Annotated in this window: 28 protein-coding genes; 17 read left to right on the top strand and 11 right to left on the bottom strand. The window is 71.7% G+C overall.

Translation table 11 applies throughout. From position 1 onward, the window contains the following. Positions 1 to 760 (bottom strand): hypothetical protein (locus AAG827_RS17745; RefSeq protein WP_341927527.1); only part of this gene is annotated, 760 nt, incomplete at its 3' end. A gap of 65 nt (positions 761 to 825) precedes the next feature. Here AAG827_RS17745 and fdxA point away from each other — a divergent pair. Both fdxA and dapC read left to right on the top strand, forming a co-directional pair. Further along, positions 826 to 1,152 (top strand): ferredoxin, encoded by a 327-nt coding sequence (gene fdxA / locus AAG827_RS17740; RefSeq protein ID WP_341927525.1) that lies wholly within the window; start codon positions 826 to 828, stop codon positions 1,150 to 1,152. Continuing rightward, positions 1,149 to 2,258: a succinyldiaminopimelate transaminase gene (gene dapC / locus AAG827_RS17735; RefSeq protein WP_341927524.1), complete on the top strand. Its 1,110-nt coding sequence runs from the start codon at positions 1,149 to 1,151 to the stop codon at positions 2,256 to 2,258. Before fdxA ends, dapC begins: the two co-directional genes overlap by 4 nt. A 5-nt stretch (positions 2,259 to 2,263) precedes the next feature. Here dapC and AAG827_RS17730 read toward each other — a convergent pair whose 3' ends face one another. After that, positions 2,264 to 3,226 (bottom strand): hypothetical protein, encoded by a 963-nt coding sequence (locus AAG827_RS17730; protein ID WP_341927523.1) that lies wholly within the window; start codon positions 3,224 to 3,226, stop codon positions 2,264 to 2,266. Positions 3,227 to 3,414: 188 nt separating this feature from the next. Here AAG827_RS17730 and AAG827_RS17725 point away from each other — a divergent pair, with 188 nt between their 5' ends. Continuing rightward, positions 3,415 to 4,647 carry a DUF222 domain-containing protein gene (locus AAG827_RS17725; protein WP_341927521.1) on the top strand — a complete coding sequence of 411 codons (1,233 nt, stop codon included), beginning with the start codon at positions 3,415 to 3,417 and terminating at the stop codon, positions 4,645 to 4,647. 89 nt (positions 4,648 to 4,736) lie between these two features. Here AAG827_RS17725 and AAG827_RS17720 read toward each other — a convergent pair whose 3' ends face one another. The 4 genes from AAG827_RS17720 to AAG827_RS17705 all read right to left on the bottom strand — a co-directional run bounded on the left by AAG827_RS17720 (position 4,737) and on the right by AAG827_RS17705 (position 7,872). Next, positions 4,737 to 5,177 carry a hypothetical protein gene (locus AAG827_RS17720; RefSeq protein ID WP_341927520.1) on the bottom strand — a complete coding sequence of 147 codons (441 nt, stop codon included), beginning with the start codon at positions 5,175 to 5,177 and terminating at the stop codon, positions 4,737 to 4,739. Positions 5,178 to 5,551: 374 nt separating this feature from the next. After that, entirely contained in the window at positions 5,552 to 6,133 is a 582-nt protein-coding gene (locus tag AAG827_RS17715; protein WP_341927519.1) for a DUF6318 family protein, read from the bottom strand. A gap of 136 nt (positions 6,134 to 6,269) precedes the next feature. Next, positions 6,270 to 7,217 (bottom strand): 2,3,4,5-tetrahydropyridine-2,6-dicarboxylate N-succinyltransferase, encoded by a 948-nt coding sequence (gene dapD, locus AAG827_RS17710; protein WP_341927517.1) that lies wholly within the window; start codon positions 7,215 to 7,217, stop codon positions 6,270 to 6,272. A gap of 31 nt (positions 7,218 to 7,248) precedes the next feature. After that, positions 7,249 to 7,872, bottom strand: a complete 624-nt coding sequence (locus AAG827_RS17705) for a PepSY domain-containing protein (protein WP_341927516.1) — start codon at positions 7,870 to 7,872, stop codon at positions 7,249 to 7,251. 182 nt (positions 7,873 to 8,054) lie between these two features. Here AAG827_RS17705 and AAG827_RS17700 point away from each other — a divergent pair, with 182 nt between their 5' ends. Beyond that, the gene (locus AAG827_RS17700; RefSeq protein WP_341927515.1) at positions 8,055 to 8,687 is read left to right on the top strand and encodes a hypothetical protein; all 633 of its coding nucleotides are present in this window, start codon (positions 8,055 to 8,057) and stop codon (positions 8,685 to 8,687) included. A gap of 252 nt (positions 8,688 to 8,939) precedes the next feature. Then, positions 8,940 to 12,203 (top strand): isoleucine--tRNA ligase, encoded by a 3,264-nt coding sequence (gene ileS / locus AAG827_RS17695; RefSeq protein WP_341927514.1) that lies wholly within the window; start codon positions 8,940 to 8,942, stop codon positions 12,201 to 12,203. Positions 12,204 to 12,206: 3 nt separating this feature from the next. On the opposite strand, the gene AAG827_RS17690 is transcribed toward ileS, so the two are convergent. Beyond that, complete coding sequence (locus tag AAG827_RS17690; protein WP_341927512.1) at positions 12,207 to 13,052, bottom strand: LLM class F420-dependent oxidoreductase; 846 nt, start codon at positions 13,050 to 13,052, stop codon at positions 12,207 to 12,209. A 136-nt stretch (positions 13,053 to 13,188) separates the two neighbouring features. Between AAG827_RS17690 and dapE the strand changes: the two genes are divergently transcribed. The 5 genes from dapE to AAG827_RS17665 are packed head-to-tail and all read left to right on the top strand — an operon-like array spanning position 13,189 to position 16,517. Further along, positions 13,189 to 14,259, top strand: coding sequence for a succinyl-diaminopimelate desuccinylase (gene dapE / locus AAG827_RS17685; RefSeq protein ID WP_341927510.1), 1,071 nt, complete (start codon positions 13,189 to 13,191; stop codon positions 14,257 to 14,259). 8 nt (positions 14,260 to 14,267) lie between these two features. Further along, the gene (locus AAG827_RS17680; protein WP_341927530.1) at positions 14,268 to 14,981 is read left to right on the top strand and encodes a TIGR00730 family Rossman fold protein; all 714 of its coding nucleotides are present in this window, start codon (positions 14,268 to 14,270) and stop codon (positions 14,979 to 14,981) included. Next, on the top strand, positions 14,981 to 15,268 hold the full coding sequence (locus AAG827_RS17675) for a DivIVA domain-containing protein (protein WP_341927529.1): 288 nt from the start codon (positions 14,981 to 14,983) through the stop codon (positions 15,266 to 15,268). Before AAG827_RS17680 ends, AAG827_RS17675 begins: the two co-directional genes overlap by 1 nt. Before the next feature lie 15 nt (positions 15,269 to 15,283). Further along, a complete protein-coding gene (locus AAG827_RS17670; RefSeq protein ID WP_341927508.1) occupies positions 15,284 to 15,712 on the top strand; it encodes a hypothetical protein in 429 nt (142 codons plus the stop codon). A gap of 1 nt (position 15,713) precedes the next feature. Continuing rightward, the gene (locus AAG827_RS17665; protein ID WP_341927507.1) at positions 15,714 to 16,517 is read left to right on the top strand and encodes a M14 family zinc carboxypeptidase; all 804 of its coding nucleotides are present in this window, start codon (positions 15,714 to 15,716) and stop codon (positions 16,515 to 16,517) included. 18 nt (positions 16,518 to 16,535) lie between these two features. Here the strand turns inward: AAG827_RS17665 and AAG827_RS17660 are convergent, their stop codons facing one another. Together AAG827_RS17660 and AAG827_RS17655 are read right to left on the bottom strand one after the other, a co-directional pair. After that, positions 16,536 to 17,330 carry an enoyl-CoA hydratase-related protein gene (locus AAG827_RS17660; RefSeq protein WP_341927506.1) on the bottom strand — a complete coding sequence of 265 codons (795 nt, stop codon included), beginning with the start codon at positions 17,328 to 17,330 and terminating at the stop codon, positions 16,536 to 16,538. A gap of 21 nt (positions 17,331 to 17,351) precedes the next feature. Next, positions 17,352 to 18,128 (bottom strand): PaaX family transcriptional regulator C-terminal domain-containing protein, encoded by a 777-nt coding sequence (locus AAG827_RS17655; RefSeq protein WP_341927504.1) that lies wholly within the window; start codon positions 18,126 to 18,128, stop codon positions 17,352 to 17,354. 127 nt (positions 18,129 to 18,255) lie between these two features. Between AAG827_RS17655 and AAG827_RS17650 the strand changes: the two genes are divergently transcribed. Beyond that, complete coding sequence (locus AAG827_RS17650) at positions 18,256 to 18,423, top strand: DUF3117 domain-containing protein (RefSeq protein ID WP_091115820.1); 168 nt, start codon at positions 18,256 to 18,258, stop codon at positions 18,421 to 18,423. Next, positions 18,420 to 19,976: a leucyl aminopeptidase gene (locus AAG827_RS17645; protein WP_341927503.1), complete on the top strand. Its 1,557-nt coding sequence runs from the start codon at positions 18,420 to 18,422 to the stop codon at positions 19,974 to 19,976. The genes AAG827_RS17650 and AAG827_RS17645 overlap by 4 nt, the downstream gene beginning before the upstream one ends. A 33-nt stretch (positions 19,977 to 20,009) precedes the next feature. Here the strand turns inward: AAG827_RS17645 and AAG827_RS17640 are convergent, their stop codons facing one another. Next, positions 20,010 to 20,615: an O-methyltransferase gene (locus AAG827_RS17640; protein WP_309646992.1), complete on the bottom strand. Its 606-nt coding sequence runs from the start codon at positions 20,613 to 20,615 to the stop codon at positions 20,010 to 20,012. A gap of 123 nt (positions 20,616 to 20,738) precedes the next feature. Between AAG827_RS17640 and sigE the strand changes: the two genes are divergently transcribed. From sigE to AAG827_RS17625, 3 genes are read left to right on the top strand one after another with little or no spacing between them, the layout of a single operon-like run. Beyond that, positions 20,739 to 21,440 (top strand): RNA polymerase sigma factor SigE, encoded by a 702-nt coding sequence (gene sigE, locus AAG827_RS17635; RefSeq protein WP_341927528.1) that lies wholly within the window; start codon positions 20,739 to 20,741, stop codon positions 21,438 to 21,440. Beyond that, the gene (locus tag AAG827_RS17630; RefSeq protein WP_341927502.1) at positions 21,425 to 21,880 is read left to right on the top strand and encodes a zf-HC2 domain-containing protein; all 456 of its coding nucleotides are present in this window, start codon (positions 21,425 to 21,427) and stop codon (positions 21,878 to 21,880) included. Before sigE ends, AAG827_RS17630 begins: the two co-directional genes overlap by 16 nt. A 33-nt stretch (positions 21,881 to 21,913) precedes the next feature. Then, entirely contained in the window at positions 21,914 to 23,287 is a 1,374-nt protein-coding gene (locus AAG827_RS17625; protein WP_341927501.1) for a trypsin-like peptidase domain-containing protein, read from the top strand. A 2-nt stretch (positions 23,288 to 23,289) separates the two neighbouring features. Here the strand turns inward: AAG827_RS17625 and AAG827_RS17620 are convergent, their stop codons facing one another. Continuing rightward, positions 23,290 to 23,526, bottom strand: a complete 237-nt coding sequence (locus tag AAG827_RS17620; RefSeq protein WP_309646995.1) for a helix-turn-helix domain-containing protein — start codon at positions 23,524 to 23,526, stop codon at positions 23,290 to 23,292. 100 nt (positions 23,527 to 23,626) lie between these two features. Between AAG827_RS17620 and AAG827_RS17615 the strand changes: the two genes are divergently transcribed. After that, complete coding sequence (locus AAG827_RS17615) at positions 23,627 to 24,304, top strand: hypothetical protein (RefSeq protein ID WP_341927499.1); 678 nt, start codon at positions 23,627 to 23,629, stop codon at positions 24,302 to 24,304. Continuing rightward, positions 24,304 to 25,273, top strand: a 970-nt coding sequence (locus AAG827_RS17610) for a hypothetical protein (protein ID WP_341927498.1), incomplete at its 3' end; no start/stop codon positions are given. The genes AAG827_RS17615 and AAG827_RS17610, both read left to right, overlap by 1 nt.

Here is a 25,273-nt window from a genome sequence, read left to right as displayed (position 1 = left end):
TGCTGCGGAAGCCGACCCAGTCGCGGCCGAAGGCGGCCACGCCGCTGGCGACCGACACGTCACGGTCAGCGTCCACGACGCGGGCGACCGTCTGGTCGCCGACCTCCTCGAGACGCACCTCGAGGTCAACCGCGGCCGCGCCACGCAGGGCGCGCGCGGCCAGCGACACGGAGGTGACCTGGAAGACGGTGTCGGCGTCGGTGCTCTCGGGGACCCAGCCGCGCTCCTCGAAGAGCGCGCACTCGGCCGAGCCGGGCAGCACGGCCGCGATGGGCCGCTGGTCGTTGCTGTCGTAGAAGGCGACGACCCGGTCGTAGGTCTCGTCGTCGGGGAGTCCCGACGGACCGAACGCGAGCACGGAGTTGGCCCTGCGCGCGGTCGCGGTGGGGGAGCGGCGCAGGACCCAGTCGCCGAGCGGCTCGGTCTCGAGGTCGGCGAAGAGCGCGAAGCCGAGCACCTGGGCGTCGTGGGCCGGCACGCGGTCGCGCACGGAGGGCCGTTGCGGCACCGGCTTGCCCGACACGATGTCGCTGATCGCGATCGCCACCGGGGCGCCCACCGCCGGCTGGACGACGCACACCCCGTCCCCCCACGCGACACAGGTGCCGAGCAGGTCGGTCAGCGCCGGACCGCCGGTGGGACCCGTCTCGCCGCGGACGACTCGTCGTACGACGACGCGCTGGCCGACGACGTGGGGTCCCAGACGGTGCTGGCCGACCCCGACATCGCCCACATGGTGGGGTTCCTGCACTCCGGGCACGCGGTGATACTAGGCTGAGCCTGCTCTCAGGGATTGCCCCGATCTACTGTCCTCAGGAGGACCCGGTGACCTACGTCATCTCCCAGCCGTGCGTCGACCTCAAGGACCGCGCGTGCGTCGACGAGTGTCCTGTCGACTGCATCTACGAGGGCAAGCGGATGCTCTACATCCACCCCGACGAGTGCGTCGACTGCGGTGCGTGCGAGCCGGTCTGCCCCGTCGAGGCGATCTTCTACGAGGACGACGTGCCGGAGCAGTGGAAGGACTACTACACCGCCAACGTCGGGTTCTTCGAGGACCTCGGCTCGCCCGGTGGCGCGGCCAAGATGGGTGAGATCGACAAGGACCACCCGATCGTCGCCGCGCTCGAGCCGCAAGAGCACGACGAGTGACCCGGGGAGTCCGGACGACGGTCTCCTCGAGGCTCCCGGACTTCCCCTGGGACCACCTGACGTCGTACGCCGCGCAGGCGCGCGAGCACGCTGACGGCATCGTTGACCTCTCGGTCGGCACTCCCGTCGACCCCACCCCCGCCGTCGTCCAGGACGCGCTGCGGGCGGCGGCCGACTCTCCGGGCTACCCGCTCACGATCGGCCTGGTCGAGACCCGTCAGGCCGCCATCGACTGGCTGGCCCGACGTCACGGCGTCACGGGCCTCGGGCTCGACGGCGTGCTGCCGGTGATCGGCTCCAAGGAGCTGATCGGCTCCATGGCCGGCCACCTGGGCATCGGCGCCGGAGACCTCATCGCCTACCCCGCACTGGCCTACCCGACCTACGAGGTCGGCGCGGCGTTGGTCGGCGCCCGCGCCGTGGCCACCGACTCGCTGACCTCGCTCGGTCCCGAGACCCCGGCGCTGCTCTGGCTCAACTCGCCGTCCAACCCCAGCGGTCGGGTGCTGCCGGTCGAGCACCTCAAGAAGGTCGTCGACTGGTGCCGCGAGCGCGGCACGATCCTGGTCTCCGACGAGTGCTACCTCGAGTGCGCGTGGGAGGCATCGCCCGTCTCCGTGCTCCACCCCTCGGTGTCGGGTGGCTCGCACGAGGGCATCCTCTCGGTCCACTCGCTCTCCAAGCGCTCCAACCTCGCGGGCTACCGCTGCGCCTTCGTCGCCGGTGACCCGGCGCTCGTCGGCGAGCTGCTCGCCGTACGCAAGAACCTCGGCCTGCAGATGCCCGGCCCCCAGCAGCGCGCGATGATCGCGGCGCTCGACGACGACGAGCACGTCGCCGTCCAGCACGCGACGTACGCCGCTCGCCGGGTCTCGCTGCGCACGGCCCTGGAGGGCGCGGGGTTCCGCATCGAGCACTCGGAGGCCTCGCTCTATCTCTGGGCGACCCGCGACGAGGACTGCTGGTCGACGGTCTCGTGGCTGGCGGAGCGGGGGATCCTCGTGGCGCCCGGCTCGTTCTACGGCACGGCCGGCTCGCGGCACGTCCGCGTCGCCTTCACCGCCACCGACGAGCGGGTGGCCGCCGCGGTCGCGCGCCTGGCCTGAGCGGTCTAGTCGAAGACGTCCACGTGCACGTGGTCGCGGTGCTCCAGGATCTGTCGGTCACCCGCGCGATCGGGGGCGTCGTAGTCACGCCAGCCCTGGTCGCTCCTGCTCGCCGTCCAGATCCGGTCGTCGAAGATGAGGGTCTTGATGTCGAGCCGGTCTGCCTGCGCCATCAGGTAGTGCGCGACCGCCCAGCCGCTCTTCTTGCTGTCGGCGTTGATCGGGCGGAAGAAGATGTCGACCGCGCGGCCCTCGTAGTGCGCCGATCCCTCGATGTGGCCGCTGCTCACACCACCGGGCGCGAAACCACCGAGCGCCAGGTCGCCGAAAATCCCGAGCGCCTCGCGTCGTACGACGTCGGCGCGCTCGGTCAGACCGGACTCGAGCAGCGCGGCGTCGGCCGCGTCCGCGTCGTCGTCGATCTCGCAGCTGAACGCCTCGGGGGAGTTGCCGGTCAGGGCCGAGGCGATCGTGCGCGCGTCGAGCTCGTGGTCGGCGTAGGCATCCGGGAAGCCCGAGCGCTGCACCTCCTGCGCGGCCACCGTGATCTCGAGGCCTTCGTAGCCGTCCACCTCGGCGAGCGCGTCGTAGAACGCGTTGGTCGCATAGACCGGGTCGAGCACCTGCTCCTCGCTGCCCCAGCCCTGGGAGGGGCGCTGCTGGAAGAGGCCGAGCGAGTCGCGGTCGCCGTAGTCGATGTTGTAGAGGTCGGACTCCTGGTAGGCCGTCGCCAAGGCGATCGACGCCGCCCGCGCCGGCAGGCCCCGACGGATCGAGATGGCGGTGATGAGGGCGGCGTTCTCCGCCTGCTCGAGCGTGAGGTCGACGCTGTGCCCGTCGACGGTCGCGGTGCACTCGTCGGAGGCCGGGCTCAGGGGGCCGGTGCCCGTGAGCACGCCATAGCCCACCGCGGCGACCACGGCCACCGCCGCGGCGCCGATGATCGCGGTGCCCGCTCCCTTTCGCATGGGTCCATTGTCCAGACCGGTGCTGAACGTTGGCTGAGGAGGCTCGGTCACGTCGGTCTGATCGACTGGCCAGCTCTCGCAGGGGCTCCCGATCAGCGCGAAAGATTCTTTGGGCAGTTTCCCCAATATGGGCATTTCGACCCCGTTCTGGGGGGTTCGGTGTCGGTGGTCCCTGCTGGGATGGAGGCATGACCAGGAGCGGGCAGCACCTCGATCGGGACCACCCGATCAGTGCCGTGCTCGCACGCCTCGAGGCCGACCTGGCCTCGGTGGGGCAGGCGCCGGCGTGGTCGCTGTCGGGGCAGGAGACACGTGCTGCGCTGCTCGCGCTCACCAGGATCCAGTCCCGCCTGACGGGGATGGAGGTCAAGGTCACCGCTCATGCGCACCGGATCGGCGCTGCCGATGCGGTGGGCGCGACGTCGATCGCCGCCTGGTTGGCTCACGAGACCCGGATGACCGGCGCCCAGGCGCACCGGATGGTCAAGCACGCGGTGGCCGTCGACGAGCGGCACGCACGCGTCGAGGAGGGCCTGGTCGCGGGTGACCTGCGACCGGACCAGGCCCGGGTCATCGTGGAGGCGGTCGACGCCCTGCCCGCGGAGGTCGAGTCGGCGGTGGTGGACCAGGCGCGGGCGCACCTGCTCGCGGAGGCCGCGCACCACGACGCGAAGGCGCTGCGGATCCTGGGCAAGCGGGTGCTGGACGTCGTGGCCCCCGAGGTCGGCGAGGCGCAGCTCGCGAAGGAGCTCGACGCCGAGGAGCACGCGGCGGAGGCGGCGCAGAGGTTGACCATGTCGGACGACGGGCACGGCCGGACGCATGGTCGGTTCACGTTGCCCACGTGGAAGGCCGACCTGATGCGCAAGGTCCTGCAGGCTCTGGCCTCACCTCGACACGGCGGCCTGGGTGCGACACCCGAGGGCATGGGGAAGGCCTTCGGGGAGTTCATCGAGCGCTTTCCGACCGACCGGGTCCCCGACTCCGGGGGCGTCCCGGCCACGGTCGTCGTCACCATGAGCCACGAGACGTTGATGGGTGGCCTGAGGGCAGCCCAGCTCGACACCGGCACGCTGATCAGCCCCGGGCTGGCCCGCCAGCTCGCCTGCAGGGCAGGTGTCATCCCGGTCGTGCTCGGCGGGGAGTCACAGGTCCTCGACGTCGGGCGCAAGCGCCGCCTGCACTCCGAGACCCAGCGCCTCGCGCTGGCTGCGCGGGACCGCGGGTGCACCGCCATCGGGTGCGACCGACCCCCGGCGTGGTGCGAGGCGCATCACGACACGCCCTGGTCACGGGGCGGCGGGACCTCGGTCGACGATGGTCGGCTGCTGTGCTCGCGACACCATCACCTGGCGCACCATCCGTCCTACGAGATGACGCACCACCCGGGCCGGAAGGTCTCGTTCACCCGGCGGGAGTGAGGGGCAGGTGGCCGGGGGTGCGAGCTGAGGGGGCGGCGGGGAACAGTGCGGTTGATCGCACGTGCTGGCGCGTGCGATCCACCGCACTGTCAGCGGTAGCCCACCAGTGTCGGGGTGGCTTCGACGACCTCGAGGGGCACTGCCGCGCCGGGGATAGTGACGGTGCCGGGCACGGGGCGCCAGGGGCTGCCGTTGACGCGGAAGTCGGCGGTGTAGGTGGTGTCGACGGCGGGGGCGACGGTGCCGGCGGTGAGGTAGTCGTGGGTGACCTGGAGGTCGGGGTAGGCCGCTCCGGGAGTGGTGGTGGAGGCGGTGTGGCCGTCGCCGAAGCGCCAGTCGTACTTGGCGGGGGTGATGCGCAGGTCGACCCGTTGGCCGAGCAGGGTGATGGTGCGGGTGAAGGTCTCGGTGTCGGTGTAGAAGTTCGTCGCGAAGTTCACCAGCGTCCGGCCGTTGGGTGGCTGCACGACCAGCTCGCTGGCCGGCAGGGGGATGCGGCGCAGGGCTCGAGCCACCAGGTCTGCCGTCACGACTGCTGCCGGTGTCGACCCAGTCGTTGGGCAGACATTGGAGCCCGACAGATGCGCGCCGGCGTCGGTCTCGAACCAGGTGTAGACCATGGGTGTTCCGTCGTCGCACAGAGCGATCTCCGTGCAGGTCGCGGAGCCTCCGAACTCGCACACGGGCTCGCTGTGCCAGGTGCCGGACACGCTGACCTCGCTAGTGCCGGTGGTGCCACATGAGGACGATGAGCCGGAGGATGCACTGACCTGGATAGCTCCACCGACGGCGCCGGACGTGACGTTGCCGGAGGAGTCTCCCTCGCACGCTTGGGCGGCGGTTGGTCGGAGGAGGACGAGCCCGCAGCCGAGGGCGAGCAGCACGAGGAAGCGGGCCGCGATGCTCATGAGGCGGTGACGTCCCACACGTCGACCTGCCACCTGTCGGCTTGATAGCTGAGCGTGAAGGTCGCGGCGACTGTTGATGCCGGAAGTACTCGGTCGTCCCTGCCAGGTTGGCGAATGACCTGCTTGGTGTTGGACGTCTCGAACATGCAGCGGAAGACCGTCACATCCTGACCTTCAACCGCGAGTCGATCTGCTGTGATGGGGCCGATGGTGTACTCGCCACCCTCGATCGACCCACCCGCTCGATAGAGGTCGTTGAGAAAGTCCACTGCGCCGTGGCAGCCCTCACAGGTCTCGGCTCCAAGTGCGGCAAGGGACTTGGTATCGCCCGTGGCCTGCGCGTAGTTGGCGACGTCCCAGAAGTGGGTGACGAAGGCTTTGGCTCCGCTGGCGTCACGGGCGGTCGCCGCGCTGGGGAGAGGCGGCGCCGACTCTTCGATCGTCGGTGTGTTCGTCGGTGACTCGACGACCGTCGGCGACGCAGACGGCGGCGCCATCCGGGGCCGCGGATCGTCGGAGCAGCCGACGAGGAGCGCGCCGAGGACGACGGCGACGCCAGCACGAACGATGCGACTCATGGGGCAGGCCCTTCCCGAGACTCCCGCGCCCGAACCCGAAGGCGCGACACCACGACCGTACCCACGCTCGCGCTCCCCTGGAAACCCCCTCCGTGACGCCTGTGGAGGACGTGACGGGAGTGCCGGGGAAGTCGCGTCAGTTGGCGTGCAGCGCCTCGTTGAGGGCGATGCCGTCGCCCTTCCACGGCACGGCCTCGATCGCGCCGGAGACCGAGTTGCGACGGAAGAGCACGTTGCTGGCGCCGGACAGCTCGCTGGCCTTGACGACCTTGGGCTTGCCGTCGCGGTCGGCCATGGTGACCTTGGTGCCCGCGGTGACGTAGCAGCCGGCCTCGACCACGCAGTCGTCGCCGAGCGAGATCCCGATCCCGGCGTTGGCGCCGAGCAGGCACCGCTCCCCGATCGAGATGACGGTCTTGCCGCCGCCCGAGAGGGTGCCCATGATCGAGGCGCCGCCGCCGATGTCGGAGCCGTCGCCGACCAGGACGCCGGCGGAGATCCGGCCCTCGACCATGGAGGCGCCGAGCGTGCCGGCGTTGAAGTTGACGAAGCCCTCGTGCATCACGGTCGTCCCGGCAGCGAGGTGGGCGCCGAGGCGCACACGGTCGGCGTCCGCGATGCGCACCCCGGTCGGCACCACGTAGTCGACCATCCGGGGGAACTTGTCGACCCCGAAGACGGTGACGTGGGCGCCGCTCGCGCGCATCCGTGCCCGCGTCAGCTCGAAGCCCTCGACGGCGCACGGCCCCGCAGAGGTCCACACGACGTTGGTGAGCAGCCCGAAGACACCGTCCATCGAGATGGTGTGCGGCACGGCCAGGCGCGACGACAGCAGGTGCAGGCGCAGCCAGACGTCCTCGGTGCTCGCGGGAGCCGCGGCGAGGTCGGCGATCTCGACGAGGCGGACCTCACGGCGTACGCCGCGGGCCTCGTCGTCGCCCTCCAGGGCGGTGAGCTCGGCCGGAGCCTCAGCGCCGACCGCGGTCCCGAGGGCCGGGGACGGGAACCAGACGTCGAGCACCGCGCCGGACGCGTCGAGGGTGGCGAGGCCGTGGCCCCAGGCTGCGGAGGGAGTCTCAGTCACGGGACCTCACTCTAGGGCGTGGCCGCAGACCTCAGTCGTCGCGCTCGGTGCGCAGGACCTCGCCGGTGACGGCGTCGACGGTCACGGTCTGCTCCGCAGCGGTGTCCTCGTCGAGCTGGACCTCCCACGTCGCGGTGCCCCGCTCGAGGTCGAGGTCGGCGCCGGTCACGGTGCCGTCCGGTACGGCGCCCTGGGCAGCCTCGATCGCGGCGACGTGGTCGACCCGCGCGTCGCTGAGCAGCTGCTGACGCTCGGCCACGTCCTGGGCCTCGTCGTCGCGGTCGTCGGCGTCATCGGTGTCGACGACCGGGCCGCGGGTGACCGCGCTGCCGTCGAGCGAGACGGTCACGTCGTTCTCCACCCCGTCGGCCGACACCACGGTGACCTCCCAGCCGGAGGTCTCGTCGTCGATCGAGAAGAGGGCGGAGCCGTCGACGGCCGCCAGCGCAGTCCGTGCTGCCGCGAGCAGGTCGCCACGCGTGGCTGCGTCGCCGGAAGGAGCGGCCGGGGTCTGCGTCGTGCTCGTGCCGAGCCCGCTGCTGATGTCGGTGTCGTTGTCGTCCTCCGTGTCCGAGTCGCCGCCGCAGGCGACGAGCGCGAGGGCGAGCGGGCCGGCAAGCAGGGCGGTGGCAAACGTGGAGCGGCGGTGCGACATGGGGTTCTCCTGGGGTCGTGGTGAGGGGAGGGACGGTGGTGCCGGTGATGACCTCAATCTCGACCAGGAGCGGCTAAGCCGGCACCAACCCGACCTCAAGGGCAGGCAAAGGCGTGCAGGCACAGGCGGGCAGCGAAAGGCGGGCAGGGAATGGACTGGCGCGGGTGGTGCAGCATGGACGCGTGAGCCCCCGCCCCGTCTTCGAGCTGCAGCGCCCCGGCGAGCTGATGGTCGTCATCGGCCCACCCGCCGTCGGCAAGATGACCGTGGGGCGGGCGATCTGCGCGGCGAGCGACTTCCGGCTCTTCCACAACCACCACGTGATCGAGCCGCTCGCCGACGTCTTCGGCTTCGGCAGCCCGGCCTTCGCCGCGCTCAAGGACGACCTGCGCATCCGCGTCATCGAGGCGGCCGCCGAGCACGGCGTCCGGCTGGTCCTCACCTTCGTCTGGCCGGTCGACGAGCCGGCCGACGCCGACACCGTGCGCAGCTACCTCGCGCCGTACGTCGACCGCGGGCTGCGGGTCACGTTCGTCGAGCTCTACGCCGGGCTGGAGACGCGGCTGGTCCGCAACGTCCAGCCCGACCGGGTCGCGGCCAAGCCCACCAAGGCCGACCTGGTCTGGTCCGACGCGCACGTGCGCGAGGCCGACGCCACCCAGCGGCTCAACACCGACCCCGACGACCCGACCACCCCCGCCGACGCCGTGCTGCGCGACTTCGCCCACCTGCGCCTCGACAACACCGACCTGACGCCCGAGCAGGTCGCGGAGCAGGTGCTCGCCTGGCGGGCGACCCTCGACGACGGCAACTGATTCGCGCGGCCGCCGCGGACCGCCGTACGCTAGGAACAAGGCGTCTGAGCCGTCATCAGCGGTGAGCCTCCGGAAGAACGGTCTCGACAGGCTCGACCAACGACCAGTCGCGACTCAGTAGAACCGGACGGGTAGGCCCGTCACAGCCGTGAACGAGTGGTCGCTCTGCACCTGGGGCGGCAATCGAGGTGGTACCGCGGCTCCCCAGTCGTCCTCGTCGAGCCAGACCCGACGAGCGCAGGAGCCCCGCAGATGACCTACCCCAAGACCGGCGACGACGCCGTCCCCTCGAGCCCCCGCTTCCCGGAGATCGAGGAGCGCGTGCTGGCCTTCTGGGAGCAGGACGGCACCTTCCAGGCGAGCATCGACCAGCGCGACGCCGGTGACGACGCGGCCAACGAGTTCGTGTTCTACGACGGGCCGCCGTTCGCCAACGGGCTGCCGCACTACGGCCACCTGCTGACCGGCTACGTCAAGGACCTGATCCCGCGCTACCAGACGATGCGCGGACGCAAGGTCGAGCGCCGCTTCGGCTGGGACACCCACGGCCTGCCCGCCGAGCTCGAGGCGATGCGCCTCAACGGCATCAAGACCACCGACGAGATCGTCGAGATGGGCATCGACAAGTTCAACGAGGCCTGCCGCGAGTCGGTCATGAAGTACACCGGCGAGTGGCGCGACTACGTCACCCGTCAGGCGCGCTGGGTCGACTTCGACCACGACTACCGCACGATGAACCCCGACTACATGGAGTCGGTCATCTGGGCCTTCAAGCAGCTGCACGACAAGGGCCTCGTCTACGAGGGCTTCCGCGTGCTGCCCTACTGCTGGAACGACGAGACGCCGCTGTCCAACCACGAGCTGCGCATGGACGACGACGTCTACCAGAACCGTCAGGACCCTGCCGTCACCGTGGGCTACGACGTCACGACCGAGGCCCCCGTCAACGGGCAGAGCCTGAAGGGCGTGAAGCTCCTCGTCTGGACGACGACCCCGTGGACCCTGCCGTCCAACCTCGCCGTGATGGTCGGCGACGACATCGACTACGTCGTGGTCGACCACGACGGCACGCGTTACCTGCTCGCCGAGGCCCGGCTGGCGTCGTACGCCCGTGAGCTCGGGGACGAGCCCGAGGTGACGTGGCGCGGTGTCGGCGCCGACCTCGTCGGGCTCACCTACACCCCGCCGTTCTCCTACTACCTCGGCCACGAGAACGCGTTCCGTGTCGTGGCGGCGGAGTTCGTCACGACCACGGACGGCACCGGGCTGGTGCACACCGCCGGCGCCTTCGGTGAGGACGACAAGGTCGTCACCGACCGCGAGGGCATCGAGGCCGTCATGCCGGTCGGCAAGGACGGGCGCTTCACGCACCCGGTCACCGACTACGAGGGCGTCCAGGTCTTCGACGCCAACCTGCAGGTCATCGAGCACCTCCGAAACACCACGAGGGGCGAGGGGGAGACCGGCTCGGTCACGCCCGGCACGGTGCTGCTGCGCCGCGAGACCTACGACCACTCCTACCCGCACTGCTGGCGCTGCCGCGAGCCCCTGATCTACAAGGGCGTCTCGTCGTGGTTCGTCGAGGTGACCGCGGTCAAGCAGCGGATGCTCGAGCTCAACCAGGAGATCCGCTGGGTCCCCGACCACATCCAGGACGGCCAGTTCGGCAAGTGGCTGGAGAACGCCCGCGACTGGTCGATCACGCGCAACCGCTTCTGGGGCTCCCCGGTGCCGGTGTGGAAGAGCGACGACCCGGCCTACCCGCGCGTCGACGTCTACGGCAGCTTCGAGGAGATCGAGCGCGACTTCGGTCGCCTGCCCGGCAAGGGTGACGGCGTCCCCGACCTGCACAGGCCGTACGTCGACGACCTCACGCGCCCCAACCCCGACGACCCGCGCACACCGGAGGAGGGGCAGTCGACGATGCGGCGCGTCACCGACGTGCTCGACGTGTGGTTCGACTCGGGGTCGATGAGCTTCGCCCAGGCGCACTACCCCTTCGAGAACGCCGAGTGGTTCGACGGCTCGGCGGAGAAGAAGGGGCACTTCCCCGGCGACTTCATCGTGGAGTACATCGGCCAGACCCGCGGCTGGTTCTACACGCTGCACGTCCTGGCGACCGCGATCTTCGACAAGCCGGCGTTCAAGTCCTGCATCAGCCACGGCATCGTGCTCGGCTCCGACGGCAACAAGATGAGCAAGTCGCTGCGCAACTACCCCGATGTCTCCGAGGTCTTCGACCGCGACGGGGCCGACGCGATGCGCTGGTTCCTCATGTCGAGCCCGATCCTGCGCGGCGGCAACCTCGTCGTGACCGAGCAGGGCATCCGCGACTCGGTGCGCCAGGTGATGATCCCGCTGTGGAACAGCTGGTACTTCTTCCAGCTCTACGCCAACGCCGCCCGCAACGGGGAGGGCCACGACGCCCAGTGGTCGACGGCCTCGCAGGACCCGCTCGACCGCTACCTGCTGGCCAAGTGCCGTCAATACGTCCAGACGATGACCGTGCAGCTCGACGACTACGCCGTCGCCGACGCCTGCGACACCACGCGGTCCTTCCTCGACGTGCTCACCAACTGGTACATCCGGCGCTCGCGCGACCGCTTCTGGGGCGACAACACCGACGCCTTCGACACCCTCTACACCGTGCTCGAGGTCGTCTGCCGCACGACCGCGCCGCTGATGCCGCTGACGACCGAGGAGGTCTGGCGCGGCCTCACCGGAGGTCGCTCGGTGCACCTCACCGACTGGCCGCTCGCCGGTGACCTGCCGGCCGACGACGCCCTCGTGGCGGCGATGGACCAGGTGCGCGAGGTCTGCTCGGCGACGTCGGCGCTGCGCAAGGCGGGCAGCCTGCGCAACCGGCTGCCGCTCTCGACGCTGACCGTCGTCGTGGACGACCCGGCCGCGCTGGCCGGTTTCGAGTCGATCGTCGCCGACGAGGTCAACGTCAAGAGCGTGCGCCTGCTGGCCGCCGACTCCGACGAGGCGGCGTCCTACGGCGTCGAGCAGAAGCTGACCGTCAACGCCCGCGCTGCCGGTCCCCGCCTCGGCAAGGACGTGCAGCTCGCGATCAAGGGCTCGAAGACGGGCGACTGGTCCGTGGCCGAGGACGGCACCGTGACCGCGGGTGGGCTGGCGCTGGTCGAGGGGGAGTTCGCCCTCGAGACCGTCGCCGGCTCGGCCGACGCCGACACCGCCACGGGCGTGCTGCCCGGGGGTGGCTTCGTCGTGCTCGACACCGCCGTGACGCCCGAGCTCGCCGCGGAGGGCCTCGCGCGCGACCTGGTCCGCGCGATCCAGCAGGCCCGTCGCGACGCCGGTCTCGACGTGTCCGACCGCATCGCGCTGACCGTCGCCGGCTCGACGCTCGTCCAGCAGGCCGCTCGCACGCACGAGCAGCTGATCACCAGCGAGACCCTGGCGACGTCGTACGACGTGCTCGGCGAGGCCGCAGGCACCGACGTGCCGGTCGGTGACGGCGAGAAGGCGACCGTGGTGGTGGCGAAGGCCTGACCTTCAGCCGAGGCCGAGTCGCGCGGTGAGCTTGTCGAGGTAGACCATGACCTCGTCGCGCGATTTGTCCGGCACGCCCCAGATCAGGTCGGTCGCGCCCGCCTCGGCCCAGGACGCGAGGTCCTCGGGGGAGGGGCGCATCGCGATCAGGACGTGGATGTCGGGTGCTCCCTCACGTCCGGCCGCGGCCCATGCCTCCCGCAGGGCGTCGGCCTTGCCGGTGATGTCCTTCTCGACCGGGGTCGTCATCCAGCCGTCGGCCGTGCGCGCGATCCACGCGAAGGTCTTGGGCCCGCCGCCGGCGCCGATGACGAGCGGGATGTGGGCCTGCACGGGCTTGGGGTAGGCCCACGACTTGCCGAAGCTGACGAACTCACCGGCGTAGGACGCCTCCTCCTCGGTCCAGAGAGACCGCATCGCCTCGACGTACTCACGCAGGACCGTGCGGCGCTTGGCCGGCGGCACGTGGTGGTCCTCGAGCTCGTCGGTGTTCCACCCGAAGCCGGCCCCGATCGTGACGCGACCGCCGGAGAGGTGGTCGAGCGTGGCGATCTGCTTGGCCAGCGTGATCGGGTCGGACTCGACCGGCAGCGCGACCGCGGTCGACAGCCGGATCCTGGAGGTGACCGCCGCGCAGGTGGCCAGCGAGATCCACGGGTCGAGCGTGCGGGTGTAGCGGTCGTCGGGCAGCGTCTCACCACCGGTCGGGTGCGCCGCGTCCCGGCGTACGGGGATGTGGGTGTGCTCGGGCACGTAGATCGTGTCGAACCCACGCTCCTCCGCGGCCACGGCCAGCTCGGCGGGGGTGATCCCGCGGTCGGAGGTGAAGAGGACGAGGCCGTTGCGCATGGTGGTCTTCCGGTTATTGAGCAGCGAGCGAAGCGAGTGTGTCGAAATATAGAACGTGTTTCAGTTCTGGGGAAGTGCGGTGTGACGGGGGGATGCGTGACGCCGGCCGGTCACCCTCGGCTGGTTGACTGGCGCCGTGCACCTCGACCTCACTACTGACGCCGTCACCCTCACCCAGCAGCTCGTCGACATCGAGTCGGTGAGCCGCAACGAGCAGGCCATCGCCGACGCGGTGGAGGCCGCGCTGACGCCGCTCGAGCACCTCACCGTCCTCCGCCGCGGCAACACGGTCATCGCGCGCACCGAGCTCGGCCTGGCCGAGCGGGTGGTGATCGCGGGCCACCTCGACACCGTGCCGCTCAACGACAACCTCCCGAGCCGTCTCGACGAGGAGACCGGACTGCTGCACGGCCTCGGCACCTGCGACATGAAGGGCGGCGACGCGGTCATCCTGCGGCTCGCCCAGACCATCACCCGGCCCGACCGCGACCTGACCTTCATCCTCTACGAGGGCGAGGAGATCGACACCGAGTTCAACGGCCTGCACCACCTCAGCCAGAGCGACCCCGAGCTGATGACCGCCGACTTCGCGATCCTGATGGAGCCGTCCAACGGCGTCGTCGAGGCGGGCTGCCAGGGCACGCTCCGCGTGGACGTGCGCACGACGGGCGAGCGGGCCCACTCCGCGCGCAGCTGGAAGGGCGTCAACGCGATCCACAAGGCCGCGGAGATCCTCGCCCGCCTCAACACCTACGAGGCGCGGCGACCCGTGATCGACGGGCTGGAGTACCACGAGGGGCTCAATGCGGTCTTCGTCCGCGGCGGCGTCGCGGGCAACGTGCTGCCCGACGAGTGCGTGGTCGAGGTCAACTTCCGCTTCGCCCCCGACCGCTCCGAGGACGAGGCCGAGGCGTTCGTCCGCGACTTCTTCGACGGCTTCGAGGTCACGCTGACCGACATGGCGCCCGGTGCGCTGCCCGGTCTCGACCGGCCGGCCGCCAAGGCGTTCATCGAGGCGGTGGGCGGTGAGGTCAACCCGAAGTTCGGCTGGACCGACGTCGCCCGCTTCACCGCGCTCGGCGTGCCCGCGGTCAACTTCGGCCCCGGCGACCCGATGCTGGCGCACAAGCAGGAGGAGTTCGTGCCCGTCGAGCAGATCCGCAGCTGCGAGCGAGTGCTGACCGAGTGGCTGGGAGGAGCCTCGTGAAGTCCAAGATGAAGGGCCCCGTCATGCAGCGCCGTGACCAGGTCGACGGCACCACCACCGACCAGCGCCTCCTCGACTCCCGCGGCCCCAGCGACTGGGTGCACACCGATCCTTGGCGGGTGCTGCGCATCCAGGCCGAGTTCGTGGAGGGCTTCGGCGCCCTGGCCGAGCTCGGGCCGGCGATCGGCGTCTTCGGCTCCGCGCGCACCGCCGCCGACCACCCGTCGTACGCCGTCGCGGAGGTCGTCGGCCGCCGTCTCGTCGAGGAGGGCTTCGCCGTCATGACCGGTGGCGGACCGGGTGCGATGGAGGCCGCCAACAAGGGAGCCTGCGAGGCCGGGGGCGTCAGCGTGGGTCTCGGCATCGAGCTGCCCTTCGAGACCGGTCTCAACGAGTGGGTCGACGTCGGGGTCAACTTCCGCTACTTCTTCGCCCGCAAGACGATGTTCGTCAAGTACTCCCAGGGCTTCATCGTGCTGCCCGGTGGGCTCGGCACCCTCGACGAGATGTTCGAGGCGCTGACCCTGGCGCAGACGCAGAAGATCACCGCCTTCCCGGTCGTGCTGATCGGCGTTGACTACTGGTCGGGCCTGCTCGACTGGCTGCGCGACACCGTGCTCGCCGACGGCAAGATCTCCCAGGCCGACCTCGACCGGCTCGTCCTCACCGACGACGTCGAGGAGGCCGTGCGGATCATGGTCGAGGCCAGGCCCCCGTCGTGATGTGGGTCTTCGCCATCCTGATCGTGCTCGCGATGGGCGGGGTCGCGATGGTCGCCGCCGGCCGCGGCACCCCGCTCCAGCCGGCGGGCGACGACCGTCCGCCGACGCTGGCGTCGCGCGAGGGGCCGCTCGGCAGCGAGGACCTGCGCCGCGTGCGGTTCTCGCTGGCCTTCCGTGGCTACCGGATGTCCGAGGTCGACGCGCTGCTCGACCGGCTGGCCGCCGAGCGCGAGCAGACCGCTGACGCCCCCGCCCGCGAGGCTCGTGGCGGCGACCCCGCCCCGTAGGGCACACTGCCGACCGTGTCGACCGAGGTCATCGTCTACGTCCTGACCGCCCTGGCGGCGCTGGTCATCGTCCTGACGCGCCTGCGCCTCGGTCGCGACGACGGTGCAGCGGGACGCGTCCACGTCGGGCGGCTCCTGCTCAACGTCCACACCGGCAGCGGTGCCACGGCGCTCGTGGTGTGGCTGGTCTTCCTGGTCGGCGGTGGCTCGATGAGCGACAACACCGCCGGCGTCGTCGGGATCCTCGCCCTCGCCCTGTGGTGGGTCGTGGTCGTCGCCGGCCTGCTGATCCTGGTGCGGTGGCTGCCCAGCAGGGGCAAGCACGCCGCCACTGGCACCGAGGACACCTGGTCCGACGGCCCCGGGCTGTCGGTGCTCGCCCACGTCGGCATGCTCGTCGGGGTCGGGGTCTTCACCTGGGCCTACCTCACCAGCGTGGTCTGACGTGCGCCTTCTCGGGTCGCTCCTCCTCACCGCCGCTCTCGCGGCAGCCGCCCTTCCTGCCGCGCCCACGACGGCCGCCGGCCCCAGCCTCGCGAGCGCGGCACCGCAGGCCGCCTCGCGCCCGGCGGTGATCGAGAAGCGCGTGATCGGCCGGTCCGTGCGTGGCCGCCCGATCGTCGCGTGGCACCTCGGTGAGCCGGACGCCCCGGACGTCGAGACCGTCGTGCTGATTTCGACGATGCACGGCAACGAGCCCCACACCCGGCGCATCCTGGAGACCCTGCGCGACGGCGCACCCGTGCACGGGATCGACGTGTGGGTGGTGCCGACCTACAACCCCGACGGCCTGGCGCGCGGCAGCCGCAAGAACGCGCGCGGCGTCGACCTCAACCGCAACTACCCCCACGGCTGGACCGACCTCGACGGCAACTACGAGTCCGGCCCCGGTCCGGCCTCGGAGCCCGAGACCCGCGCGATGATGGCGTTCCTCAAGGACGTCAGGCCCGAGCGGGTGCTGAGCTTCCACCAGCCCCTGTTGGGCGTCGACACCGCCACCAAGCGCCCGGCCTTCGCCCGGCTGGTGGCGCGCAAGCTCCGCCTGCCGCGTCGCACGCTCGACTGCGGCGGGGTCTGCCACGGCACCATGACCGGCTGGTTCAACCACACCTTCAAGGGCAACGCTCTGACCGTGGAGTACGGCGCCAGCCCCTCGCGCAAGCGCATGACCAAGGTCGCGCCCGACCAGGTGCTGTCGGTCTTCGGTGCCTATCGCGGACCCCAGAGCCTGGAGCCCGCGCGCCGCTGACGGCTGGTCGTGCGAGGACTAGCGGCCCTCGAAGACTGGCTTCTCCTTGGCGACGAACGCCGCGACGGCCGCACCGTGGTCGTCGGTCGCGCCGGAGAGCTGCATCATCGAGCTCTCGAACTCCAGCGCCTCCACGAACGTGTGGCCCGACGCGTAGGCCACCGAGCGGCGCATCGCGCCCAGCGCCACCGTCGGCCCCGCGGCCAGCTTCGCTGCCAGTGCCGAGACCTCGGTCGCGAGCTCGTCGGCCGGCACGACCTTCGTCGCCAGGCCCAGCGCCAGCGACTCGTCGGCCTTGATCGTGCGGGGGAAGTAGAGCAGCTCGATGGCCTTGGCGTGACCGACCAGCTGGGGCAGGTGATAGCTGGCGCCGGTGTCGCACGACAGCGCGACGTTGGCGAAGGCGAGGTTGAAGCCCGCCGTGTCGGCCACGATCCGCAGGTCGCACGCGAAGGCCAGGCTGGCGCCGGCACCCGCAGCGACGCCGTTGACCGCGGCGATGACGGGCTTGGCCATGCCGGCCAGCGCGGTGACGATCGGGTTGTAGTGCTCGTCCACCGTGTTGAACAGCTGCTCGCTGCCCCCGTTGTGGAGCAGGCCGATGTGCTCCTTGAGGTCCTGGCCGGTGCAGAAGGCCCGCCCGGTGCCGGTGAGCACCACGCAGCGCGCGGCCGGGTCGTCGGCGACGGTCTGCACGATCTCGCGCAGCAGCACCTTGGTCGCGACGTCGAGGCTGTTCATCGCGTCGGGACGGTTGAGCGTGATGGTGGCGACGCCGTCGGTGACGTCCAGGAGCACGGGAGCATCAGTCATGGGGGCAGTCTGGCACCCGCGTCACCCGGAGAGGCAGCGGACCACGAAGCGGTCGGACGCCGCCTTGAGCCGCTCGGCCTCGCGCGCGAACAGCTCGGCGGCCTCGCGACCCGGCCAGTCGTCGGGCAGCAGCTCGTCGGGCAGTCCCGGGTCGGCGAAGAGGAACTTCCGCCAGCCGTGCACCAGGTGGAAGCGTGCGGCGAAGGCCGCCTTGTCGGGATCGGCGTGCGCCCCCAGGTGGCGCCGCAGCAGGTCGGGCGCACCGCCCAGCCACTCGTCGTACGCCGCTCGCAGGGCGTCGAGGTCCCAGGCCGAGGTGGGCGACGGGTCGAGGTCGAGCGCTCGGGCAGTTCGCGCCGTGGCGCCGGCGCGCGCGAGGACCGCGGCGAGCTCGCTGCGCGGGAAGGGACTGACCCACACCCGGTCGGTCAGCTCGGCATAGCCCAGGAACGTGAGGTCGGCGGTGAGGCGGCCGCGTGCCGCCCGGCCCGACAGGACCTCGACGAGCACCAGCTGCCAGGTGCCGTCCCACGCGCGCGCGGTGCGGCGATAGACCCGGTCCGCAGCGATGGCCAGGCGCCTGGTGGCCTGCTCGGTGGCGCGGTAGCCGCGGGCGCCGTCGAGGGTGATCGGCTCCAGCCAGCCCTGCGTGACCATCCGCGAGATCGCGGTGCGGACCGCGGGAGCGGCGATGCCGACGGGGTCGAGCAGGCGCACCAGGGCGGCGACCGGGGCCTGGCCGTCGCGGGCCCCGAGGTGGTCGCCGTAGAGGTCGAAGAGTGCCGACCGCGCGTGCATGGCGGCGAGTCTGCCAGGGCTGTGGTCCCGATCACTCGCTCCATAGGGGATAATGGACCTCAGCGTCATCAGGCAGAGAGCGGCAGGTCACCTGCGTGCTTCGATCGGGAACAGGAAGAGGTGCCGCATGGCGGCAATGAAGCCGCGGACGGGCGACGGTCCGCTGGAGGTCACCAAGGAAGGGCGCGGCATCGTGATGCGCGTCCCGCTCGAGGGTGGGGGCCGGCTGGTCGTAGAGCTCAACGCCGAGGAAGCCGGCTCGCTCGCCGAGGCCCTCCAGAACGTCGTCGGGTGACCCGCACGCCCACCATCCCCATCCTGCCCAGCCAGGTCTCACCGCCGGAGTTCGCGATCAGCGGGCTCCGGCCCCACGCCATCCTCGGGGTCGACGTCGTCGCCGTGCCGGTCCTCCCGGCCGACGACGGCGGCTCGGTGCTGCTCGGACCCGGTGCAGTCGAGCTCGGCGAGGCTCTCGACCTGGACCTGCTCGGGGTCCTCGAGGTCAGCCGCGCCACCGGCGCGGTCGGCGAGGTCCACAGCGTCCCCGTGCCGCTGGGGGCGCCCGACAACTCGGGTCTGAGGCTCGTCCTCCTGGTCGGGGTCGGGCAGCAGACGCCGACCGACTTCCGTCGAGCCGGCGCGACCCTGGCGCGCGCGGTCCACGACCGCACCGCCGTGGCCACCACCATCCCCGCGCTCGACCCCGACGAGGGCCTGAGTGCCTTCGTCGTCGGGATGATGCTCGGCTCGTTCGGCTTCCACTGGCGCTCCACACCGCCCGCGTCCGTGCCGGTGCCTCACGTGGTGCTCGCCGACCTGGCCGACAGCGCGGAGCAGAAGGCGGTCCTCGGGCGTGCGATCGCGGCCGGCGGCGCCGGGTGGCGCGCCCGCATGCTCGCCACCGTGCCGTCCAACCTCAAGAACCCTCAGTGGCTGGCCGACCAGGCTGCCGAGCTCGCCGCCGAGGCGGGCCTCGGCTTTCGGGTCTGGGACGAGCAGGAGCTCGCCGACGGCGGCTTCGGCGGCATCGTCGGGGTCGGCAAGGCCTCGGCCACGCCGCCGCGGCTCATCCGCCTCGACTACACCCCGGCCAAGGCCGGTCGGAAGACCAAGACGGTGGTGCTGGTCGGCAAGGGCATCACCTTCGACACCGGTGGTCTCTCGATCAAGCCCGGTGAGGCCATGTCGACGATGAAGCGCGACATGACCGGCGGTGCCGTCGTGATGGCCGCCATGGCCGCGCTCGCCGACGTCGCCTGCCCCGTGCGCGTGGTCGGACTGGTCCCGGCCGCCGAGAACGCCGTCTCCGGCAACTCCCTGCGCCCCGGTGACGTGATCCGTCACTACGGCGGTCGCACGAGCGAGGTCACCAACACCGACGCCGAGGGGCGTCTGGTCATGGCCGACGCGCTCGCCTACGCGGTCGCCGAGATCGAGCCCGACGTGATCGTCGACGTCGCCACCCTGACCGGCGCCATGAAGGTCGCGCTCGGCCAGCACACCGGCGGCTACTTCGCCAACGACGACGCGCTGGCGACGGTGCTCTTCGACGCCGCGGAGCAGGCGGGGGAGCCGCTGTGGCGCTTCCCGCTCTACGCCGGCTACGAGGACAAGCTCGCCTCCAAGATCGCCGACGCCGACAACGCGGCAGGAGGCGCCGGCGCCATCACCGCGGCGCTGTTCCTCCAGCACTTCGTCGGCTCGACCCCGTGGGCCCACCTCGACGTGGCGTCCGCGGGCGACTCGCCCGATGACCGCTACGAGTGGAGCAAGGGCCCCACGGGCTTCGGCGCCCGGGCACTGCTGGCCTGGCTCGGGTCCGAGGACCCGCTCGCCGGCATCCGCTGACGGCTCGCCGTGAGCGGCTGACCCCGCTGGGGGTCAGTCGGTCTCGGCGAGCCACTCCTTCTTGGCGACCAGCAGCCCGTCGCCGACGGGCAGCAGGACCGAGACCAACGACTCGTGCTCGGCCACGGCCTTGCCGAGGTCGCGGATCGTGACGGTCTCCTCGTCGCGGCGCGCCGGGTCCGCGACCCGGTCGTGCCACAGTGCGTTGTCGAAGACCACCACGCCGCCGGGGCGCAGCAGCCGCAGCGCCTCGGTGAGGTAGGCGGCGTACTCGGCCTTGTCGCCGTCGCAGAAGACCAGGTCGTAGTGGCCGTCGGTCAGGCGCGGCAGGACGTCGAGCGCGGAGCCGGCGATCGTGCGGACCCGCTGGTTGGGGAAGCCGGCCTCGAGGAACGACTCCTTGGCCAGGCGCTGGTGCTCGGCCTCGATGTCGACCGTGGTCAGCACGCCGTCGGAGCGCATGCCGCGCATCAGCCACAGCCCCGAGACGCCGGTGCCGGTGCCGATCTCGACCACGGCGCGGGCGTCGATGGCCGAGGCCAGGAAGCGCAGGGCCGCACCCCCGCCGGGGCTGATCGGCGTGACGCCGACCTCCTCGGCACGCGCACGGGCGGCGGCGAGGACGTCGTCCTCGGGCACGAAGGCCTCCGCGTAGGACCAACTCGCGGGCGTGAGCGGGGTAGTGATGGCAGCCTCCTGGATGCGAAAGATGGAGCAGGCCACACCGTATCGCCAGCAGGGCCCCAGTCGCGGGAACACCGCCTGCGCGCCGACCGTTGGGAGGGGAGCAGGGCCGTTCACAGGGAACCTTCAGACAGGACCTCTAGCGTGAGACTCACCAGGCGACGAGAGCCGCAGGACACCGACCCGGGAGCAACCATGCAGGAGACGACGCACGGCGTCCCCTCGTGGGACGAGATCGTCGAGCAGCACTCCGACCGCGTCTACCGCCTCGCCTACCGGCTGACCGGCAACCGCCACGACGCCGAGGACCTCACCCAGGAGGTCTTCGTGCGGGTCTTCCGCTCGCTGTCGACCTACACCCCCGGCACCTTCGAGGGCTGGCTGCACCGCATCACCACCAACCTCTTCCTCGACCAGGCCCGCCGCAAGCAGCGGATCCGCTTCGACGCCCTCTCCGACGAGCGTGCCGACCGGCTCACCAGCTCCTCGCCCGCCCCGGATGTCGCCTACGCCGACCAGCGCTTCGACGACGACATCGAGCGGGCCCTGGCCACGCTGCCTCCCGACTTCCGCGCCGCGGTCGTGCTCTGCGACGTCGAGGGCCTGACCTACGAGGAGATCGCCGGCATCCTCGATGCCAAGCTCGGCACCGTCCGCTCCCGCATCCACCGCGGTCGCGCCATGCTCCGCACCGCCCTGTCGCACCGCGCTCCCGCCGACGGGAGGGCCCGCTACTCCGGTCCCGCTCCCGACCCGGCTGCGGCGTGGAGCGCCTCGTGATCGGGCACCTCGGCCCGCGCATCTCCGCCCTCCTCGACGGGCAGCTCTCTGCCGAGGAGACCGAGCGCGCCTGGGCCCACGTCCACACCTGTCACCAGTGCCGCGACCTCGTCGAGCACGAGGGATGGGTCAAGACGCGCCTGGCCGGCATGCAACAACGCGCCGACTCGGCCCCCGAGCACCTCAAGGGGTCCCTGCTGGGGGTCACCCCCGGTGCGCTCTACCTCTCGTTGGTCCGCGAGGACCCGCACCGCTCGCGGCGCACCGTCGGTCTCGCCGCTCTGGGGGGCGGAGCGGTCGGAGCCGCGGTCATGGGCGTCCTGGCCCTCGGGGCCGCACCCGCGGACGCGCCGTCGCTCGACCGTCGCACGCCGGTCACGTCGGTGACCACCCCGGCCCCCTCGCCGCTCGGCGGGGCCACGCGTCGCGACCTGCCCTGACGCCCGTGCCCACCCGCGGGGGATGATGGTCGGGTGAACGAGCCCGACCAGCCGTCCTACTCGGACGACGCCGACGACCGCGAGACCACCCAGCCCATCGCTGCACAGCCGGAGCAGCCGGGCCAGCCGGGCCAGGCGGGTCAGGCGGGCGCGCCCGGGCAACCGGCTCCGCAGGTCTCGCCCTCGTGGCTGCCGCCGTCCCCGCCGCCGGCCATCCCGGCCCCGGCGCCCTGGGCCGGCTTCCCGCCGCCGGGCACGCAGCCGATGCCGGCCGAGCCCGCCCACCGTGCCCCGGCCCGCCCGCGGGTCAGCGGCTGGATCTGGCCGCTGGTGGCCTCCGTGGCTCTCGTGGTCGGCGTGATCGGCGGGGTTGCCGGCAGCGTCGCCTACGACGAGCTGCGCACCGACACCCCGGGCACCACGCCGGGTGGTCTCGCCGACGTCGACACCGTCTCGCTCCCGCCGCTCACCGGCGACGCGGCCGGATCGGTCGTCAAGGTCGCGCAGGAGGTGCTGCCCAGCACCGTGCAGATCTCCGCAGCCCTCGATGGCCAGGACGGCGGGGCCACGGGCTCCGGCTTCGTGCTCGACCGTCAGGGCCACATCGTGACCAACAACCACGTCGTCGAGTCGGCCGCCGAGGACGACGGCCTGATCGAGATCGTGGACCAGGACGGCAACCGTTACGAGGCGACGGTCGTGGGCCGCAGCCCGGTCTACGACCTGGCCGTGCTCTACGCCGAGGACGCGACCGGGCTGAAGCCCGCCTCGCTGGGCGCCTCCAAGCGGCTGCGAGTGGGTGACGGCGTGGTGGCCATCGGCTCCCCGCTGGGGCTCAGCTCCACGGTGACGTCCGGGATCGTCAGCTCGCTCAACCGCCCGGTCACCACGGGGGAGTCCAGCGACCAGTCGTCGTACATCAACGCGGTGCAGACCGACGCGGCCATCAACCCGGGCAACTCCGGCGGGCCGCTCGTCGACCTCCGCGGCCAGGTCGTCGGGGTCAACTCGGCCATCGCGACCACGGGTGGAGGCACCTTCAGCGGCGAGGCCGGCAACATCGGGGTCGGCTTCGCGATCCCGGTCGAGCAGGTTGTCGTGACCGCCGACCAGATCCTCAAGACCGGCGAGTCCAGCTATCCGGTCATCGGCGCCCAGGTGCAGACCGGGGTGCGCGACGGCACGGGCGCCGAGATCTCCAAGGTGCTCGAGGACAGCCCGGCGCAGGACGCGGGTCTCGAGAAGGGCGACGTCGTGGTGGCGGTCGAGGGTGAGCGCATTACCGACGGCATCGCGCTGATCGTGTCGATCCGCACCCGCCAGCCGGGCCAGACGATCGAGTTCACCTACCTGCGCGGCGGCGACGAGCGCACGACCGACATCACGCTCGACGGCGAGACCGGCTGACGTCAGTCGGTGGTCTCGGCGTCGACGAAGGGGTGCTGGGCCACGAAGTCCTCGGCCTGCTTGTACATCCGGGCGATGTAGTCCTCCAGCATGCTCGCCTCGACACGCCACTGGCCGCGGCCGCCGATCTTGATGGCGGGCAGGTCGCCGCGGCGCACGAGCGCGTAGACCTGGGCGCTCGACGTGTTGAGCACCTCGGCGACGTCGGCGAGCGTGAGGAAGCGGGGCGTGGCGGCCATGGGCCCATCGTCGCACCTCCTGCCCCATCCTCCACAAGGCGCCGCCGACTGCTGTGGAGGAGCACGTGACCGGAGCGCCCCGAGATTGCATGATGTCCTCGTGGCCAGGAATCTCGGGAGCCCGGGCGCGGTGGCGCCGCCCTCCGCTGTGCGCGCGTCAACGCCGGGCTGGCGAGACCCTCGGCTGTGGATCGGCATCGCGATCGTCGCCGTCTCGGTCGTGGCGGGCGCTCGGTTGCTCTCCTCCGCCGACGAGACCGTGGCGCTCTGGGCCGTGAGCGCCGACATGGGCGCCGGCGACGTGGTGTCCGAGGACGACCTCGTGGTCCAGCGCGTGCGGTTCGCCGACGCCCAGCGCCTCGACCTCTACTTCAGCGCCGACGAGCAGATGCCGTCCGACCTCGAGCTGTTGCGCGGCGTGGGGGAGGGGGAGCTGCTCCCGCGGGCAGCCGTCGGCTCCTCGGCCGAGTCCGACGTCCTCCAGGTGCCGATCTCGGTGGCGGCCGAGCGGGTGCCGGTCTCCATCGGAGCCGGATCGGTCGTCGACGTGATGATCGTGGCCCGCCCGGCCCAGCCCGGTGCTCGCGCGCCGATCGGCCCCGGCGAGGCCGCGCTCGAGGGGGTCACGGTGGTGGCCGCGCCGCCCTTGGCGGACAGCTTCGGCACCTCCGGGGAGCGCCAGCTCGACCTCGCGGTGCCCGAGGCCGACGCCCAGGCCTTCTTCGAGCTGCTCAACTCCCTGGAGAGCCCGGTGCTCACCGTCCTGCGGCGCGGCTGATGATCGTCGTCCTGGTGGTCGCCGCCGGCGCCGGCTGGGAGTCGGCGGCGCTCGCCCAGCTCGGGACGCACCGCGACATCGTCGTCCTCAAGCGCTGCGTCGACGTGGACGACCTGCTGGCGTCGGCGTCGGCGGGCCAGGCGGAGGTCGCCGTGGTGGGACTCGACGCCCCGGGCCTCGATGTCGCAGCCGTCGACCACCTGCGCGCCCACGGCGTCCGGCCGGTGGCGGTGGTGGGCGCCGACTCGTGGGAGGCCGGCCGTCTGAGAGCCTCTCGGATCGGCATCGTGGCCCTCGTCGCCGACACCGACCTCGCGGCCCTGCCCGTCGTGGTGACCACCCCGGAGGTGCCCGCGGCTCCCGACGAGGCGACGCCGGTCGACCCCGACGTGGACACCGCCGTGGACATGGCCGCGGTCGCCGGTGCGCCCACCGCGGGCGCTCGGGTGGTCGCGGTGTGGGGCCCGGCCGGTGCTCCCGGACGCACCACCGTGGCAGCCGCGATCGCCGCCGAGCTGGCCCGGCGCCGCCACCGCACGATCCTCGTCGATGCCGACCCCTACGGCGGGACGGTCGCGCAGCAGCTCGGCATCATGGACGAGGTCTCCGGGCTGCTGGCTGCCGGTCGGCTGGCCACCGCCGGCGACCTGGCGGAGCGCTTCTTCTCCGTGCAGCGCGGCGTCGACGCCCACTTGTCGGTCGTGACGGGGCTGCCCCGGGCCGACCGGTGGGTCGAGCTGCGTCCCGGAGCGATCGAGCTCGTCCTGGAGACGGCCCGCGAGCACGGCCAGGTCGTGGTCGACACCGGGTTCAGCCTCGAGGACGACCCGGGGCGGGACTACGGCACGCGCCCCTCACGCAACCAGCTCACCCTGGGGAGCCTGGAGTGCGCCGACGAGGTCGTCGTCGTGGGGACGGCCGACCCCGTGGGGCTCTCCCGCCTCGCCCGCGCCCTGGTCGACCAGCGCG

The sequence above is a fragment of the Nocardioides psychrotolerans genome (assembly GCF_943371775.1).
Lineage (GTDB): Bacteria > Actinomycetota > Actinomycetes > Propionibacteriales > Nocardioidaceae > Nocardioides > Nocardioides psychrotolerans_A.
This window is presented reverse-complemented; position numbering and strand designations above follow the sequence as displayed.

Bases quoted from the DNA above. Each gene is read 5' to 3' on its own strand.
- AAG827_RS17660 (WP_341927506.1), bottom strand. From the start codon at position 17,330: ATGACTGATGCTCCCGTGCTCCTGGACGTCACCGACGGCGTCGCCACC.
- AAG827_RS17715 (WP_341927519.1), bottom strand. From the start codon at position 6,133: ATGAGTCGCATCGTTCGTGCTGGCGTCGCCGTCGTCCTCGGCGCGCTC.
- AAG827_RS17690 (WP_341927512.1), bottom strand. From the start codon at position 13,052: ATGCGCAACGGCCTCGTCCTCTTCACCTCCGACCGCGGGATCACCCCC.
- AAG827_RS17655 (WP_341927504.1), bottom strand. From the start codon at position 18,128: ATGCACGCGCGGTCGGCACTCTTCGACCTCTACGGCGACCACCTCGGG.
- ileS (WP_341927514.1), top strand. From the start codon at position 8,940: ATGACCTACCCCAAGACCGGCGACGACGCCGTCCCCTCGAGCCCCCGC.
- AAG827_RS17725 (WP_341927521.1), top strand. From the start codon at position 3,415: ATGACCAGGAGCGGGCAGCACCTCGATCGGGACCACCCGATCAGTGCC.
- AAG827_RS17705 (WP_341927516.1), bottom strand. From the start codon at position 7,872: ATGTCGCACCGCCGCTCCACGTTTGCCACCGCCCTGCTTGCCGGCCCG.
- AAG827_RS17650 (WP_091115820.1), top strand. From the start codon at position 18,256: ATGGCGGCAATGAAGCCGCGGACGGGCGACGGTCCGCTGGAGGTCACC.
- AAG827_RS17675 (WP_341927529.1), top strand. From the start codon at position 14,981: ATGTGGGTCTTCGCCATCCTGATCGTGCTCGCGATGGGCGGGGTCGCG.
- AAG827_RS17730 (WP_341927523.1), bottom strand. From the start codon at position 3,226: ATGCGAAAGGGAGCGGGCACCGCGATCATCGGCGCCGCGGCGGTGGCC.
- AAG827_RS17620 (WP_309646995.1), bottom strand. From the start codon at position 23,526: ATGGCCGCCACGCCCCGCTTCCTCACGCTCGCCGACGTCGCCGAGGTG.
- AAG827_RS17680 (WP_341927530.1), top strand. From the start codon at position 14,268: ATGAAGGGCCCCGTCATGCAGCGCCGTGACCAGGTCGACGGCACCACC.